The 15,473-nt window shown below is 55.5% G+C and carries 24 protein-coding genes and 1 tRNA gene; all 25 read right to left on the bottom strand.

The genetic code is table 11. The annotated features are described in order from the left end of the window. Positions 1–26: 26 nt before the first annotated feature. The 25 genes from ATC04_RS05775 to ATC04_RS05680 all read right to left on the bottom strand — a co-directional run bounded on the left by ATC04_RS05775 (position 27) and on the right by ATC04_RS05680 (position 15,473). Positions 27–581 (bottom strand): hypothetical protein, encoded by a 555-nt coding sequence (locus ATC04_RS05775; protein WP_047119737.1) that lies wholly within the window; start codon positions 579–581, stop codon positions 27–29. A gap of 57 nt (positions 582–638) precedes the next feature. Beyond that, complete coding sequence (locus ATC04_RS05770) at positions 639–1,970, bottom strand: phage portal protein (protein ID WP_052772441.1); 1,332 nt, start codon at positions 1,968–1,970, stop codon at positions 639–641. A 4-nt stretch (positions 1,971–1,974) separates the two neighbouring features. Beyond that, positions 1,975–3,378 carry a hypothetical protein gene (locus tag ATC04_RS05765; protein WP_160309092.1) on the bottom strand — a complete coding sequence of 468 codons (1,404 nt, stop codon included), beginning with the start codon at positions 3,376–3,378 and terminating at the stop codon, positions 1,975–1,977. Positions 3,379–3,439: 61 nt separating this feature from the next. Continuing rightward, positions 3,440–3,847 carry a hypothetical protein gene (locus tag ATC04_RS19250; RefSeq protein WP_152666875.1) on the bottom strand — a complete coding sequence of 136 codons (408 nt, stop codon included), beginning with the start codon at positions 3,845–3,847 and terminating at the stop codon, positions 3,440–3,442. Between the two features lie 87 nt (positions 3,848–3,934). Beyond that, on the bottom strand, positions 3,935–4,276 hold the full coding sequence (locus tag ATC04_RS20095) for an HNH endonuclease (protein ID WP_353611646.1): 342 nt from the start codon (positions 4,274–4,276) through the stop codon (positions 3,935–3,937). Positions 4,277–4,807: 531 nt separating this feature from the next. After that, complete coding sequence (locus tag ATC04_RS19245; protein ID WP_152666876.1) at positions 4,808–4,987, bottom strand: hypothetical protein; 180 nt, start codon at positions 4,985–4,987, stop codon at positions 4,808–4,810. Between the two features lie 14 nt (positions 4,988–5,001). Next, positions 5,002–5,268, bottom strand: coding sequence for an HNH endonuclease (locus ATC04_RS20090; RefSeq protein ID WP_082123948.1), 267 nt, complete (start codon positions 5,266–5,268; stop codon positions 5,002–5,004). 116 nt (positions 5,269–5,384) lie between these two features. Continuing rightward, a tRNA-Thr gene (locus ATC04_RS05755) sits at positions 5,385–5,460 on the bottom strand. Positions 5,461–5,493: 33 nt separating this feature from the next. Then, on the bottom strand, positions 5,494–5,826 hold the full coding sequence (locus ATC04_RS05750) for a hypothetical protein (protein WP_047119742.1): 333 nt from the start codon (positions 5,824–5,826) through the stop codon (positions 5,494–5,496). A gap of 571 nt (positions 5,827–6,397) precedes the next feature. Beyond that, positions 6,398–6,988 carry a hypothetical protein gene (locus ATC04_RS05745; RefSeq protein ID WP_052772443.1) on the bottom strand — a complete coding sequence of 197 codons (591 nt, stop codon included), beginning with the start codon at positions 6,986–6,988 and terminating at the stop codon, positions 6,398–6,400. Continuing rightward, complete coding sequence (locus ATC04_RS05740) at positions 6,985–7,482, bottom strand: 3'-5' exoribonuclease (protein WP_047119744.1); 498 nt, start codon at positions 7,480–7,482, stop codon at positions 6,985–6,987. The genes ATC04_RS05745 and ATC04_RS05740 overlap by 4 nt, the downstream gene beginning before the upstream one ends. A gap of 196 nt (positions 7,483–7,678) precedes the next feature. Beyond that, positions 7,679–7,894 carry a hypothetical protein gene (locus ATC04_RS05735; protein WP_047119745.1) on the bottom strand — a complete coding sequence of 72 codons (216 nt, stop codon included), beginning with the start codon at positions 7,892–7,894 and terminating at the stop codon, positions 7,679–7,681. Positions 7,895–8,015: 121 nt separating this feature from the next. Then, positions 8,016–8,729: a hypothetical protein gene (locus ATC04_RS19240; protein WP_152666877.1), complete on the bottom strand. Its 714-nt coding sequence runs from the start codon at positions 8,727–8,729 to the stop codon at positions 8,016–8,018. Continuing rightward, positions 8,726–8,872, bottom strand: a complete 147-nt coding sequence (locus ATC04_RS19235) for a hypothetical protein (protein WP_157359278.1) — start codon at positions 8,870–8,872, stop codon at positions 8,726–8,728. Before ATC04_RS19235 ends, ATC04_RS19240 begins: the two co-directional genes overlap by 4 nt. Then, on the bottom strand, positions 8,869–9,096 hold the full coding sequence (locus ATC04_RS05730) for a hypothetical protein (protein ID WP_047119746.1): 228 nt from the start codon (positions 9,094–9,096) through the stop codon (positions 8,869–8,871). The genes ATC04_RS19235 and ATC04_RS05730 overlap by 4 nt, the downstream gene beginning before the upstream one ends. After that, positions 9,093–9,356 carry a hypothetical protein gene (locus ATC04_RS05725; protein WP_047119747.1) on the bottom strand — a complete coding sequence of 88 codons (264 nt, stop codon included), beginning with the start codon at positions 9,354–9,356 and terminating at the stop codon, positions 9,093–9,095. The genes ATC04_RS05730 and ATC04_RS05725 overlap by 4 nt, the downstream gene beginning before the upstream one ends. A 265-nt stretch (positions 9,357–9,621) precedes the next feature. Continuing rightward, on the bottom strand, positions 9,622–10,035 hold the full coding sequence (locus tag ATC04_RS05720) for a hypothetical protein (RefSeq protein WP_152666878.1): 414 nt from the start codon (positions 10,033–10,035) through the stop codon (positions 9,622–9,624). Beyond that, complete coding sequence (locus ATC04_RS05715; protein WP_047119749.1) at positions 10,032–10,376, bottom strand: hypothetical protein; 345 nt, start codon at positions 10,374–10,376, stop codon at positions 10,032–10,034. Before ATC04_RS05715 ends, ATC04_RS05720 begins: the two co-directional genes overlap by 4 nt. 3 nt (positions 10,377–10,379) lie before the next feature. Next, entirely contained in the window at positions 10,380–11,627 is a 1,248-nt protein-coding gene (locus ATC04_RS05710; protein ID WP_052772444.1) for a DnaB-like helicase C-terminal domain-containing protein, read from the bottom strand. Between the two features lie 15 nt (positions 11,628–11,642). Next, positions 11,643–12,377 (bottom strand): hypothetical protein, encoded by a 735-nt coding sequence (locus ATC04_RS05705; RefSeq protein ID WP_052772445.1) that lies wholly within the window; start codon positions 12,375–12,377, stop codon positions 11,643–11,645. A 10-nt stretch (positions 12,378–12,387) separates the two neighbouring features. Further along, positions 12,388–12,729, bottom strand: coding sequence for a hypothetical protein (locus ATC04_RS05700; protein ID WP_047119750.1), 342 nt, complete (start codon positions 12,727–12,729; stop codon positions 12,388–12,390). Further along, positions 12,726–13,100, bottom strand: a complete 375-nt coding sequence (locus ATC04_RS05695) for a hypothetical protein (RefSeq protein WP_047119751.1) — start codon at positions 13,098–13,100, stop codon at positions 12,726–12,728. The genes ATC04_RS05700 and ATC04_RS05695 overlap by 4 nt, the downstream gene beginning before the upstream one ends. Continuing rightward, positions 13,097–13,567 (bottom strand): DUF6378 domain-containing protein, encoded by a 471-nt coding sequence (locus tag ATC04_RS05690; RefSeq protein ID WP_052772446.1) that lies wholly within the window; start codon positions 13,565–13,567, stop codon positions 13,097–13,099. Before ATC04_RS05690 ends, ATC04_RS05695 begins: the two co-directional genes overlap by 4 nt. A gap of 851 nt (positions 13,568–14,418) precedes the next feature. Beyond that, positions 14,419–14,928, bottom strand: coding sequence for a single-stranded DNA-binding protein (locus ATC04_RS05685; protein ID WP_047119752.1), 510 nt, complete (start codon positions 14,926–14,928; stop codon positions 14,419–14,421). Then, positions 14,928–15,473 (bottom strand): hypothetical protein, encoded by a 546-nt coding sequence (locus ATC04_RS05680; protein ID WP_047119753.1) that lies wholly within the window; start codon positions 15,471–15,473, stop codon positions 14,928–14,930. The genes ATC04_RS05685 and ATC04_RS05680 overlap by 1 nt, the downstream gene beginning before the upstream one ends.

Raw genomic sequence — 15,473 nt, 5'->3', positions numbered from 1 at the left:
TGGCAATACCTCCAAAATAGGAATGGTTAGCGTTTTGAGGAAAACTCACGAAGTGCAGCAGCAGCACGAGCGCCCTTAGCCGAAGGAGAATCCTGGGCCTTCGGAGATTCGCCAAGCGACGGCTTCAGCTTGATCTTCGGCTTCGACTGGTCAGCCTTCACCAAATACGGCTTTTCCGTCGCAATTTCAGTCAGGCGCGCCGACAATTTGTCCTTGTCTACGTCCAGACCAGAAACAACGCCGGAATGATCGCCGAACTGAGCTACAGCATCAGCAGGATCATGGAAGCCCGCTAACTGTGCAGCTGCACGAACCTCAGCGTTGAATAGCTTCGACGCCAGCTCAGATTCGGCCTCTGCTCGACCTTCGCCCCTAGCCTTTGACAAGCTCTCATCAAAACCGCTGACCTTGGACTTCAGTTCGTCGTAATCTGCGTACTTTCGATGAGTTCGAGCCACCGCAGTATTGATGATCTTGTCCAGTTCCTCCTGAGATGCTGGGGGCGTGAACGCCGAAACAGCAGGTTCGGAAGACGATGCAGGATCACCAGCGGGGGCAGTTGGGGCTGGTTCGTTAGACATGAGTGATTCCTCGATTCATCCGTAAATCCGTCGATATTCCAGCGAAAACAGTCGCTGTCACTGATCACCCTCAACGGGGAGTTCTAATTTGCCGAAACCGTTCACGGCCTTCTGTGCGTTAGCCTGAATAGCTTCCGGAAGCGCCTGCGAACCATTCGAGCGGACATGTTCGGCCGCTTCAAGAGCATCACTCTTAGACCAGCCAGGAATCATGGCAAACAACATTTCCAACGGAGCGCCAACAGTAGCCAGCTTCACCACAGCGTCACTGGTCTGCGCCAAGGAACGCGTGGAAGTGTCACGCCAATGGATCTCAGCTGCCGTATCGCCAGCAGCATCGTCATCCAGAATGGCAGCGGCAGATCGTAGCGCCAGCTCGTACCCTTCACCCATGACCACCTTGTGATCATCAATGTTGCGGAAATACCCGGATTCAGCGGCCGCGATACCCTCAGCAGACATATTCACCACAGTTCCCAACAGATAATGCGGAGGAACCTGGCATACAGCCGAAAGATGCTTGATATGGGTGTCCACCGAATTGGAAACCTTGTCCAAATCAACGGCAGGGAAAGAACCAAACTTGGTATCCGGGTCCGTCGAATGCAACAGCGAGTCAACAGACGGGCGCATGAGCGCGTTCCCGTTCTCGTCCGTAGCAATAGTTCCGCCGGCCATGTTCTTCTGCGGGAACGCACCATAACGCTGAGTCATCTGCAAAGTGAACGTGGCATCAACAATCCGCTTGTATACCGGGATCGCCGGCTCAATCTCCGACTCTGGAAGCCCATCGTTCGAGTAGCTATTCGGGATGAGCGCCACCGGAGTAAACCCAAGACCATGAGGCGTAACCTCAACTTCACCAATACGCTCAGGACTACCCTCGAAACGGTACGAAGCCTCATCATCAACCGCCAACCACTTCGTGTCAGACAGCCGATGAAGCACAAAATCAGGGAACTCAGCCCAAGGATCTTCTTTCAGCATGAACGTGCGCGCCGCAGACAACGGGCGCATCACCACACCACCATCAGACGACGGCAACGACAGGATGAACGAATACCCAAGGCCGATCGCCTCACGCGTCGTCTGACCCTGCCGGCCATCCATACCGTTCGCCTGCCACGCATCCAGCCACACACTGTTATGCGTGTACCCATCAACGATGAGCCCCTGAGCGATGCAATCACGAACGAAACGAAGCCACGGGGAACGCGCCTTGCGAAACAAATCCCTGTATTCAAGATCAGCATGCTCAGGCATCCACGTCTTATTCAGACCACCGTCAATGTTCTTCTGCAACCACCGCAGACGAGCCCACTCCTTGCGTGCATCACGCATGAAATCGCCGCCAATTAGGCCAGTCAGTTCCTCGGCAGTTTTAGCCACAGTCTCACCTAATCCCTGTTACGACCGCCTGAGTCTTAGGCGGCGCAGATTCAAACTTTTTGACAGCCCAAAACGCAAAAGTCACCGACTGCGCCTGGGTAATTGGCTCCAAAGGGTCAACCTGGTCCCAAGTTGTTCCCCCAACCAAAGGTCGAGTGCCGGCATTCTTGAACGATTCGCGCAAATCTTCCTGGTCAAAGTGCGCAACAAGCCCTGAATTCCACGACTCAACGAACAGACCGAAGGCACCAGCGATCTCAGAAGCGTTCAATGACATGTACGGGAGGTTGATCGCGTCAATATCCGTCAAAACCGGGGCGCAATTCTTCGCATCAAGCACCACAATCGACGGACGAAGCTCATCAGCCATCTCCTGAAGCTTCGACGGCACCCACAACGTCTGCGGAGCCGTATACAGCGTCTTCACACCGATGCGACCATCAGAAATACGGGCGGCATACGAAACGGTAGCGAAACCACCGCCACGCCCCAGATAAACCGTCAAAGCGCCACCAGCCGGCAACACCTCAGCGTCCTTGGACACAACGAAATCGCCCCAGCGGCTCATGTCCATGTCGTGAAGAACAACTTCAGCTTCAGGGCGACGGGCCGGCCAAATAGACAGGCGCTCCATGCCAAAATCTTCAGCGTTGGGCGACTTATCACGTTCCAACTGCTGAGCTATCGTTTCCAGCTCGATCAGATAGCCGGCAGACGGGTTAGATTCAAGCCACACCGACTCATCCGACTTATCGATACTCTCGGCCAAGTCGGGATCTTCAGCCCCGGTAGGCGACCATTCCGCCCACCCAGTACGAGGGAACGCCTCAGTGTCTCGCCCACGGTCTCGAAGCCCCTCGAACACCTCAGAATCATTCACACCGTCCTCAGGGACAGTGCCAGCAAACAACTCCTGACGATTCTTGATCGTTGTCTGCGTGTAAGAGATCGCCTTATAGGCCTGCCGGCTGAATTCCTGAGCCTCGTCATAAATCACGTTCGAAGCAGTAAAACCACGCCCAGAATTCTTGGAACGAGCAACGAACCGGATCCGATCGCCACGCTTCTGCCCCTTTCGAGGCTTCAGCGTCACACCCTCCTGCCCGTTCGCCGTGTAAATGTGTGCAACACGAGCTTCCAACTGAGGCACAGAACGAATCACAGCCTCCAACTTCTGGAAAGCCTCATCGTTCGTCTTTGTCTCATGCGAAGTATGCAGAATCGTCTTATGCGCACCATTAGCCCGTGGAAACATGAACAAATGAGCTAGGTCGTAACCGAGCAGGATCTCGCCCTTGCCGTTCTGACGGGCAACAAGCGCACCAAATTCAGTCGCCGCCCAAGCACCCGAAGCGTCATAAGCGAACAGTTCATCCATCACGCCGCGCTGCCACTGCAAAAGGTTCACACCGCACATATCGAGAAACTGGCACACCCGTGGACCATGCGTACCAACACGCTCAGGAGACTTAAGAATTCGCGGCGTTTGGGAACCCAACAACGTTGCCGCCGTCAAGGAAGCTGTCAAAACTATCAGCCTCCTGCTTTTCCTCACCACGAATGGCTTCTAACTCTTTCCACACCTCGCGAAGCTCCTTAGTGAGCCCAGAAACACGAGTCGGGTCCTCTGCAACCGCATACTGAATCGAAGCCCACAAAACCTCACGCGCACGCTCTAAATCGTTCTCTCGTGACGGCGCTTCAGGCACAACAACACCCCCAGGCGCACTATCAGCAGACGGACGTCGAGACTCATCACGCTGCCGACGCTTCGACACCGTATTAGCCCGCCGACAAGCATCATCAACCGGCTCTTTCTTACGCAAATGACGCTCATAAGCAGCTTTCGTGCCACAAGGAGCAGGGGGTTTAGGCATCAAGCACCACCAATCCGGTACTAATCAGGTACAACCCCAGAAACTGCGGAGAGAGAAGCGCCTCGATCGGCCCGGGACAAGGCAATTTCAGGATATTTTTAGGCATACCCCCACCCCTTCGAGCCGATCTGACTTGAAGGAGTTGCAGATGAAGTGAGCTGCTTGACAGTTGCTCGGTTCATGCGCACCACCTTTGGCGATAGGCACGATGTGATCGATAGATGCTGACCAGAGCGACGGGTAATTCTCTGCCTTGCTAATTGGCTCACCACATAGTTGACAGATCCAGTTGTCGCGCTCGAATATCCTGTAGCGGTGGACGGGCGCGACATACGAGGCACGCTGTCGCGCCCTGCGTCGATGCTTAGCTTCTTGTTTTTGCGCTCGGTAGTGAGCAACTTGGCATCCGCTACTGCAAGTCACGTCCATGTTGAGGCTCAAGAAATGTCCAGCACATACAACACAGCGCCCCGCTTTGAATGTGCGGGGCGCTGTGTTGCGAATAGGTTGTATTGGTTTTTGTTTAGGCTTTGTGCGGAGGGTTAGCTCTTTGCTTCCGCTCCATCCGTGGCGAATGCGTTGGGCGCAGGATGTGCAATGTTCGGAGCGGTAGTCTCCCAGATTTTTGCCGCACCCTATGCACTTCTGTTGTGGTGCGGTCTTGCGTGCGGCTTCTCTGCTGCATGTCTTGGCGCAGAATTTGTGTGCCTTGGTTCTGGCTGCGAATATTTTCCCGCAGTGCCCGCAGTGACGTTTCACTGGTTCCGCCTTGCTTTCCTGTGTTTGGTTGGCTCGACGGCAGGGACGGCATTTAGCTTCCCCTTCGGGAAGTGATGTTGTTCCTCGCCACATCATTTTTCCGCAGACTGCGCAGGGAAGATCGGGTATTCTTGGCATGTCGGGTTGTTCCATTCAACTCGGCCGTGACCCCGAACGATTCCAGTCGTTGCGGGGTCGTTTTTATTTGTTGATTTCTTTTTTCGCTTGCTTAAGTTCGGCAAGTAATAGTTTCATGGCCTCAAGCGATTCAATGTCGGCAGCTAGTCGAATGCGATTATCGTTGATTGTTTCTTCGAGATCTGCGATATTGCGTTCGCACTTTCTTGCTTCGTGGTCAAGAACTTGGGTTACTAGATTCATGATTACCGCTCTCTTTATCCGGCTGGGCGGAGTGTGGGTGGTGTGGTTGCGCCTTTGGTTGCGTTGCATTTTCGGTGCATGGGTTGGAGTTCTTGGTTGTAGAGGTGTCCGCCGGTTGCGAGTGGTTGTGTGTGGTCGGCGGTGAATGCGAGGGGGTTGTTTGGTGGGAGTGTGTAGTCGATGGGGTGTCCGCACCATGCGCATGGGAGTTGTTTGTTGCGGAGGTGTTGGGCTTTGCGTCGGTAGGCTCGGTGTCCTCGTCCGTTGCGTTCGGTTGCCATCGTTGTCACCGCCTTTGTTGTTGCTACCCGCGTCAGTTGTCCATGGTTCTGACGCGGGCGGCGTTGCTGGATCGTATCCCGGTCGCAGCGCCGGGCCCCTTGGTTGGGTTGTGTGTTGGTGCCGATGCCGTGATTCGAACACGGAACCTACCGCTTACGAGGCGGTTGCTCTGCCGGTTGAGCTACAAGGGCGGATGGGCAGTTGAGCGTACCCAGGCCAAATCTTTATACCGATCGCAACTTCAACCGTCGCTCGGCTTTCCAGCGGCGCATGTATTCATTCTTGCGAGCCCTGCATGGATCACATTTACAGTTGCGCTTTCCTGATGTGCCACCGCCGTGCTCTACAGATTTCTCGGCAGCGGACTTGGCAGTGTGGCAGCGTTCGCAAAGGAGCTGGCATTTGGCAAGTTCCGGCATAAGCGTTTCGTGCCGGGCATCCCAGCGCTCGGCAATCGTGAACAGCTTAGTGCTCTGGTCTATGTGGTCGAACTGCAAGTTCTCGTCGGTTCCACACACGACGCAATGGCCGCCGAGTATGCGCTTCATTGCTTTCATGCGGCTCCGGTATCGCCTAGCCCTGTACGGTGCGCGGCCTTCTCTCGTTGCCCAGCTCATTAGATCTCCTAGGTATGCGAAAGCCCCCGACGTAGGAGAACGTCAGGGGCTTTCTGGCCTCGGGAGCTACCCGAGGATTCTATGGAAGTAGAGTGGCCGACTATCTCCCCGTCGGCTATGGGATTAGGCTTTGCGGCGGTCGTCCCGTAGTGAGCCAGTCTCACTCATTTGGCTCCGCATACCTGGCGTGCGCTGCCGGGGACTCGAACCCCGGTAACCGCGATGGGTCACACCGGTCAGCGCTCCCTTCGGCCTCGTGTGCCGTAGGGCTATTCAGTTGTCACCGACGCACAGCTTGGGGAGTCTGTGGTCTCGGTGGCCCGGTGGGTTTATCGTCTGTTCTCCGGGCGGCTCAGACGTTTCTTAAATGCGAAAAGCGACCCGAGCTTGGGGGCCTTCGGGTCGCTTTGGGCATAAAAATAAGGACTCTCGAATCTGAGAATCCTTGGTGAGGGTACAGTTTCCCGCCCTCTTTGAGTCACTTTACACGGTTCTGGTCGAAATTAAAAGCTCAGTCCCCCTTGGTTTCACGGTGCACTGCGAGGACTTCGTGCGGCCAGTACGTGGGCTGTGGTGTGCGGGTGACTGGGTGCAGTTTGCCTCGTGATGCCCAGTTGCGGATGTCTTTTGCTTTGATTGTTAGTTTAGCGTTTGCGCGTAGCCAGGGCACGAGTTGACGCGTGGGCATTGGTGGCGCGATCTGTTCGATCTTTTCGCGGTTGGCTTGGTGGTCGATGTGTTCGGTTTCGGGTCCGCTGATGAGTAGTTCGGCTTTGGTGTACCAGTTTTGGATTGTCCAGGCGATGCCGGCTGCGTGTTGGTCTTTGGCGTAGTGTTCGGCGGTTTGGGTGATGCTTTGCAGGTTGATTTTCAACTGCATTGCGTCGAGGTTGAGTGGTGCTGAGCTGCCGGCGCTTTTGGTTCCGTTGTTGCCTTCGTTGTTGTGTTGTCGCACGTTGTCGGTTCGGGCGATTGTGTCGTCGAGTTCGGGTAGGATTTCGGCGCATTTGTTGATCCATGCTTGCAAGTCTCGGATGCAGTTTGCGCACAAGTATTTGTCTTGCGCTTCAGCTTCGCAGTCGATGGTTCCGCAGGTGTTCACTGCCCCTCCTGTCCGTGTGGGTTGGTGATGTGGTCGTGCATTCGTTTGACGTGGCGTGCGTCTTGGAGTGCGTCGTGTAGTCCTGCTGGTTGCATTGGGAGTTTGGTGATTCCAGTCCATCCGGCGAGCGATCGCACGTCGTTGGTGAATTGTGGGATTGGTGCTGGTACGTCGATCATGCGTCCCCAGAGTTGGGATAGGCAGAGGTGGTCGTATGCGGCGAACCATGCCCATAGTTCGGGTGGGGTGTTTCCAGCGGTGAGGAACGCGTAGACCTCGTCGCGGATCTGTTCGCGTGGTTTCCAGAAGTATTCATCTGGCAACTGAGCGACGACGTTTTCGCGTAGCCATGGTTGGGTGTCGTTGATCCAGTCGAATGGTGCGTCTTCGCTGACGCTGTAGTGCATGCGGCCGTCTTCGGCGACGATGCCGATGCTGATTAGGTCTACGGTGTGTCCGTTGTCGTAGAACTCGGTGTCGTAGAAGTACTTCACTGCCCCTCCTGGATGGTGATTGGGGTCCACGGTTCCACGCAGGCTGAATTTGTGGATGAGAAGTGAAGGCTGACGAATGTGGCGTAGTGCCGGATTTGTTGGAGTCGTTTTGTGATTGGTTCGCCGTTATAGCCGGGTACTACGAACGTCACGGTTTTCCCTAGGTGCCGTCCTGAGAGTTCTTTGGCGGTGATGTTCATTCGGTGTCTCGCAGTTCGTCTCGTGCGGTTTCGATGATTCCGCGTTGCATGATGTATGTGCTGTTTGGGGTGGTACTGATGAGGATTGCGTCTTCCATGGTGCCGTCGGGCGCGTATTGGATTTCTCGGGCGATGATGATGATGTCGGTGATGTGTGAGTCGGCTTTTTCGAGTTGTATTTCGTGGCCGTAGATGTTGATGGTGTCGCTCATGGTGCGTCCTTGTTTTCGGGTTTACGTGGGTATGGCCTTGTTGAGGCTTTGGCGCAGGCGTATGCGAGTAGCACGGTGAAGATGATGGCGGTGGCTACGACGCAGCAGATGATTGCGGGGATCATGGGATCATTCCTTTCATGGTTCCGGCGGGTGTGAGGTCGGGGTGCAGTCGGCATCCTGGATGGCCGTTGCGTGGGCATTCTTTCCCACACCCGTGGGATTGGGTATAGCAGGCGGAATAACTCTGATGCCGAGCATGAATGTGCGGGCAACTTTCGCCGTCTGCGCGGTGGCATTCGCCGGTGCCGTCGTGATGCACGATCACGTGGCCTGGGCAGGTGAGAGTTAGTAGCGAGCGCGCCCGGGTGGGATCTGCTTTCACCCACTTTTCTTCGTAGGCCGCGGCGCTGGACTGGCATTTGCTGCGCTGATGGAACTGCACTCCGTCGGCTCCGAATGGGTTCAGTAGGTTCGGGCCGGGGAACACGTATTTCTTTTGCCGGTGCGTGATTGGCTCTTTGCAGGCTGGGCAGTATCCGTCTGGGACTTTCATGGCTTCGACAGACTGCTGAACGGCTCGTTCAGCGCGGATGCCACTGCATGGTGGTAGTTCGTTGCAGCAGTTGCAGACTGCGTAATGTTCACCGATTTCGCGCCAGTGTTTGTGTTGGTTTTTGATCCTCATCCCGTGGTGTGTTCCGGGCGCGTGTCCGGTGAGTCGTTCGACGATTACTTCGTAGAGGTAGTTGCTATCGAGTGGTTCGCGGACTTCGAGGACCCGGTATGCGTGGCGTTGGTGTTCGATGATTATCCCGATGCTTGGTCGGCTCATGGTTGTTTCCTGTCTGGGTGTCGGTGTTCGAGGCCGGCTTTGACGCGTTCGAGGTCTTCACGGTCGGTGGCTTGTGCGATGAGCATGGTTCCGAGCATGAGGCAGTGGGTTCCGTGCTGCGACGTGATCGTGTAGGTGGTCATGGCTTGTTCCTGGCTTCGATGATTCGCTGCCCCATCATGTCAATGAGGTTTTGCATGTTGCGTCGTTTCCGGTTCTCTCCAACTGCAATCCAGAGCCAGTAGCCGAGCAGGAGTACGAGTAGTGCCATGAGGACGATTCGGAATGGGGTTGCGTCGAATGTGACGATGGTTGCGAGTAGAGAGCCGTAGCAGAGTGCGATGTTGGCGACGGTGAGTGGTTTCATTTCGTGTCCTTCGATTTGTGGTATCCGTGTTTGCCGTGGCCGTAGATTTCGGCGGGGGTTGGACGGTCGGCCAGCACTGCGAGTAGGTGGAGCATGGCGACGCTTCCGGCTTTGGAGACGATGACGTCTTCAGGATCGAAACGAGCGTCCCTGATTACTTGTGGGACGAGTTTCGTCAAACGCATTGCCAGCTTCTCGACTTCCACATGCAACGCGTCCCGGTTGGTGCGTGCTGGGTGTCCTTGCGGCTTGCGGGGCATTTACGTTCCCTGCGCTTTCGTGCTTGGAGTTTGCGAGTGTGTTCGTACTGTTTGAGCCACGCTTCGGGTCCGCGGAAGCATGAGGCGTGCTGGCCGTGTAGCTTTGCCTCTTTGCGGATGGATCGCCTGATTGCGGCTTTGTAGGTTCTGCTGGTGAAGGTCATGGTTTGTTCCTGAGATGAGAAAAGCGCCCTTAGAGGCGCTAGGAAGTGTTTGGACGTCCACGGGTAGCTTGATCGGTTGTTCGTGCGTCCTAGGTGGCGCCTTAGGCTAACCAGAGGGGTGTTAGTGGTTCGAACGTGAACATGATTGATGCAGGCGCAACTCCACCGTGACGATGATCCGGGCCGATCACGTGATGATAATCGTCCGCAGCCAGCACGCCACACTCCACCAGCGCGTCAACACAAGCCTTCGTGGTCACGTTCAAATTGTTCGGATCATAAATACCTCGGCGCGGCTTGAAGATGTGCGCGATGATGCGCACCGGAGTTTGTATCTCTGCGACACCCTCAGCGGCTTTAGTGGTCGCTACACGCCACGCCGCGATCTTCGTCGCTTCAGCCATACGATGGGCACGATGGTTCGCATTCAACCAAGGATTCACCGGCTTCAACTTCCCGGTCTTACGATCACGTACAGGCGGGAAATACGGTGCAGGGACGGAAATCGTGATCATTTTTGCTCCTGTTCGTTGGCATCAGAAAAGCCACCCTCGTTGAGAGTGGCTTGGTGTTCTAGGTGGTCTAGGTATTCGTCCATGACCTGACTGATGTGCACTACATCGGATCCGACTTTTTCGAGGCAGACGATCAGCATCACGTCGATCTGGTGCTTGTCGGTTGGTAGGTCTGGCCAACCGAACTTCGGCGGAATGGGTTTCGAGGGGCTGTACGCGAACGGCTGGAAGAACTCTTTTCGTTCCGACCATGCGATGTAGTCGTGCTGCTCATGCAATCGTGGGATGAGGTCACGGCACTGTTCGCGCCCCATGCCTTGCACTTGTTCGATGGTGATCATGGTTTACACCGCTTTCTGATAATGGCCTTTGAATTCGAGTTCGAATGATCCTGTGCGTCCGTGGCGGTTCTTGGCGACTCCGACCATGAGTTTCGTTTTTGCTTCTTCGTCCTGCCCGTTGATTGCCCGGTGTAGGAGGATGACTACTGATGCGTCTTGTTCGATGGCACCGGATTCGCGGAGGTCTGACATTTTTGGTGGGTCGTCGTTTTGGGTGCTGTTTCGGTTCACCTGCGATAGCAGGATGAGTGGTACCCCGTAGTCGACGGCGAGCATTTTCGCTTGGCGTGATGCTTCAGCGATCAGTTCGTGCCGTGGCCTGCGGTCACCGGATGGTGAGTTGATCAGTTGCAGGTAGTCGATGACGATGCCGCTGATCTTCTGCCTGCGGTTGACGTTGTGGACGAACTTTTTGATTTGCGACATGGTGAGTGATTCGTTGAGGATCGCGATGCGTCCTTGTTCGAGTCGTCGTGCCCGCCATTCGGCGATGATGTTGCGTTCGCGGTCGTGGAGGTTGCCTGAGTCGACGCGGGAGAGACTGATTTCGGTTTCGTTAGCAATCAAGCGTTTGCCGATTTCGGTTTTGCCCATTTCGAGGCTGATGAATGGTACTGCCCCGTTGCGCTCCATGGCTTGCGCGAATTGCATGCCGAGCACTGATTTGCCGACTCCGGGTCGTGCTCCGACGACGTACACGTTTCCGGGGCGTAGGCCACCGATGATGTCGTCGAGGTCTGCCCATGGTGTTGCTGGGTAGTTGTGTACTTCGTCCAGGCTGGCAATGATCTCGTCTACGTCATCGGCGAGGAAGGATACTTTCGGGCCTTTGGAGCCTGCTACCGCGTCGGTGATCCTGAGCCGGGTTTCTTCGACGGTGTCGCCGATGTCTACCGGGGATGCGATGGCTTGTTGTGCGCCTTGGAACACTGCTAGGAGTCGGCGGCGTGTGGCTGCTTCGGAAACAATGTTTTCGAGGACTTCGATGTTGTCGTAGTCGGGTAGTTCTTGTGCGGCTTCGCGGATGGTTAGCGGGTCTACACGGAACTCGTTGCCTCGTAGTTCGTTTTCGAGGGTGAGTTGGCTGATGCCTCTGCGTTCGTTGTACATCGTCAATGCTGCCCGGTGGATGACCTCGTATTGTTTCGAGGCGTAGTCTGCGGGGTCGAGTGTCATTTGGGAGATGATGCCGCCGCGGGTGTTGATGATCATTCCGATGATTGATCGTTCGACGGTGTGGGTGTGTTCCAAGGTTTGGTCTCCTTCCTAGAAGTCGAAGCCTTTGAGTGGCTTAGGTGCTGATGGTTGTACCCCAGCTTTGAGTTTGAGTTGATCGAACTTTTCCCGGAGCTTTGCAGGTGACAGGATGTTGGTTCGCCAGAACTCGTCGTTTGCAGCCCAGTTCATGATCCAGAGGATTTGCTCTGTGCTGTATCCGTCTTTGTCGATAAGTAGCCTGAGCGCGTCCATGTTGGCTTTAGACCGTGTTGGCTTTTTGGCTCCGTTCGATTCCATGTTTTTGTCGAATGCGTTCAGGAGGTTTTCGACGTCTGGTCGCGGAGTTGATTTATCAACTTCGGACGAAGAGTTCTTTATAGGGTCGGGGTCGGGGTCGGGGCATTGCGACCGCATGTTTTTGCCATGCGATTTGCTATGCGATTTGCTATCCGTTTTGTTAGACCATCTGGCGGCCGCACCCTTTTTACCCGCTAAACTCCGGGCTTTTCGCTTTTCGCGCTCATCTTCGGCGCTTGGTTGGAACTCTGACCAGTCGTGGAACTGGTAGCCGCCTTCGACCTCATCCCATAGCCCAGCCAGAACAAGCGCATCAGCATCGCATTCGTTTGCCATAGCATTTGCCATAGCTTTTGCTATAAAACCGTCTGTGAGTTGGGCGCATGACCATGAGCCGGCGCGCACCCATAACCCCATTGCAGCGTTTCCGGCGACGACGGCTTTTTGGTGGAAGGCTAACTGGTCGTCAACTTTGAACCAGCCCATGCTGGCCTCCTTACTTGGTTGCTTCTTGGATGATTCGGTACAGGGTGGTTTCGTTGTCGTGTTCGTAGTCGGCTAGCGCGTCCTGGTATAGGTCGTCTTCTGGCATAACTTCCGCACCGTGGTACATCAGATTCGGTTTCGTGGTGCGCCGGTAGTGGATGTCGTGACAGGTCTCCAGCGCTTCCGTGATCTGCGCGCAGGATAGTGGTGCGCCGATGTACGTTGTGACGATGGTGTTGATGAGGAAAGACTCCTCATGGTTCGGGTATTGCCCGTACGCCAGATATGCGTCCATGAGCGCTTCTACTGCCGCGTCATGGTCACGCTTCACTGCTGCCTGATACGTGGTCATTCGCTTGCTCCTTCCAATGAGCTGAGGCGGTTCTGGTCTGCAATGACGACTTTGATGAATGCCCTCAATGCTCTGAGGCCGCCCTCGTATCCTTGGTCAACGATGGTTGCTTCGAGTTCAGCCAAGCGCTCAATGAGAACTACTAGGTCGATTTGTGAAAAGGGCTTCCTTGCGATCAGAGTCTTTAGTTCTTCGAGACGCGTATCGACTTCTTTTAGGCGATTGAGCTTTCTAACTCGCGCCGCAATCAGGCCTCGATGGTGGTTATTTCCGCGGAGCTTGGTTCGTATTTCTGCTAGGTGGTATCCGAGTTGCTGCTTCTCGAATCGAAGCTCTGCAAGTTCCGTGAGGTGGTCTTGTTCGAGTTTCATTTGAGTTCTCCTGATAGTGCGGCGTATCCGCAGACGTCGATGAGTGAGTCGCGGTGTCCTGGGGTGTTTGCGAGGCGTGACATTTTCAGGTGGATAAGTGCGTAGGCCACGTCTTGTGCGGTGAATGGTTGGTTGAGTTTGTGGGCGAATTGTGCGTTCCACAGATCAGCGATGCGGCCGAAGTTTTCGTTTGGGTCGCCGTAGTCTTTCGCCCGGTCACCGTTGATCAGCTTCTCGGACTCGGCAAGGATTCGGGCGCGTTCGTTGGGTTCGTCCGTGTCGGTTTCCTGTGCGGGCGCTTGTGCATGTCCTTGGATTTCTTTGGGGTGGAGGATTCGTTTTCCTGCCCGGTAGCGGAGGTCGTTGAAGTAGTTGTATTCGAGTGCGGTGATTTCAACTTCTACGAACCCGGTGGATCCATCTACGGCATCGACCAGCACACGGTCGCCTTCTTTGTATTCGCTCATTTGGTTCTTCCTATTGCTGTGTTGGCTGTGTGATCAGCCCACGGGAGGTTATTCGGGGTGACGCGGGCTTGTTCGTCACGGATCTTGTGGCAGATGCAGTCCATGCTTCGACGGCACATGAAGTACGGTGCGGATCCACGACAGCACTTATCGCACTCGTTCATGCGGCTGCCCTTCGTGCTCGTGCGCGTTCTCTTTGCTCGGCTTTGTGGAGTGTGTAAGCGTTTTCGCAGGCGAGGTCTTTTTCTTCGCCTTTGCGGTTGTGTCGCATCCATGCGGCGTATGTTCCGCAGGGCTTCAGCTCTCGTTTGCGGCGTGTTGGGCGCTGTTCGGATCTGGCTTTCCTGCACGGTTCGCAGATCTTTTCTTTGCGCTTTACGTGGTGTTTGTAGCCTGCTGGGGTTCCGCAGGCTGGGGTGGGCCAGGGGTTTAGTGGGTCTGGGAAGTGGGTTTGTCCGAGTGCTTCACGGTATGGGCGGCGCTCCTTGAAGTAGGCGAGCAACGAGGCCTTGTTTTGTTCGGTGGTTGGGCGGTCGGCTTGCGGTTCCCCGAACATCTTTGCTTGTTCTTCTTTGACCTGTGCGCGTCGGCAGTTCGTGCAGTACCCGTATCCGCCGTAGGTGACGGTGCCGGGGTATTCTTCGGGTGACCATCCGTTGGGTCTGGTTGGTCGTTTGCAGCCTTGGCATGGGCGGATTGGTTCGGTGTCTACTGCTGACATTTTTGTTCCTTTGGTTATGGGTTTGGGGCTGGTTCCTCACCCCCAAGATGTGAAACCAGCCCCGTGTTTGGTGCATGAAAAAAGCGCTTACCCGGTTTGGGTTAGCGCTTGTTGATTAGGTGTGGATAACTCAGAACGGGGCGGTTCCCTGATCCCAGCCGCCACCGTTGCCCTGAGCCGGGTTCCCACCAGTGCTCCAAGGATCCTGTGCCGGAGTACCAGCCCAAGAACCCCCACCATTAGGCTGCGGAGTAACCTGCTGCTGTGGAGCCTGGAAACCTCCACCATTGCCCTGCTGAGCGTTCTGCGACTTCTCAAACCGGCGCACAGTCTTCACACGCAACGCCGTCTTAGACTGCTTCTGCCCATCCTTCTCCCAAGACTCAGTAACAAGCTGGCCTTCCACATACACCTGATCGCCCTGCTTGATCCCGGCGTTGCGGATACGTTCCGCGTCCTGCTCCCAAGCGGTACCAGCGACATAGAAACTCGCCGTGGTTTCCCACTGGTTCGATTCCTGATTGAACTTGCGAGCCGACGAACCGAACCGGATCCGGCAATAATTCTTACCGTTCTGAGTGGTTCCGAACTCCGGGTCAGCGACAACACCGAACGGGTGCGAAATAGTAGGTAGAGCCATTAGTGGTTGATCCCTTCAATACGGCCGGTATGGCCTTGGATAGTCTTCAGTACGTCCGGTGATGCCCCGGCGGCTTGTGCGTCCATGTACAGGTCTCGCAGGCTGTCCATATCAGTGACAGTCTCAGCCGCTGCCAACCAATCAGTCTGTGCTGGTGCTTCGAGCTTCTGCACCGTGATCGCTTTACGCTTGCCACGAGACACCGTGAGCTTCATGCTGAACGTCTTGTCAATATGAGACAAAGCGGCAACACTAATCCCGCCAACCGCTTCGCCAGCCCACTTGATCTCAGGATCACGGAACAACGTCACGAACCGGCCAGCGTACGTGTCACCGTCTGGCCCCCACGCCTGCACAAGGACGCGGGTCATGCTCTTGGACGGCTTCCAAGGCTTCCCCTGCTCGCCGACAAGGTGGATCCACACGGGCTGATCCTGCCCGCCCCGCACTTCGACGCGTTCGATCTGGAACGTCTTCGGGCCAGCGAGGAAGTCATCCGCATTTTTCTGGTCGGATTTCGCTTCGATAGCGCTAGACAAGTCCAT

The sequence above is a fragment of the Arthrobacter sp. YC-RL1 genome, assembly GCF_001454985.1.
In the GTDB taxonomy this organism is placed as follows: domain Bacteria; phylum Actinomycetota; class Actinomycetes; order Actinomycetales; family Micrococcaceae; genus Glutamicibacter; species Glutamicibacter soli.
The sequence above is the reverse complement of the archived record's forward strand: the minus strand, read 5'-3'. Positions and strand labels throughout refer to the sequence as shown.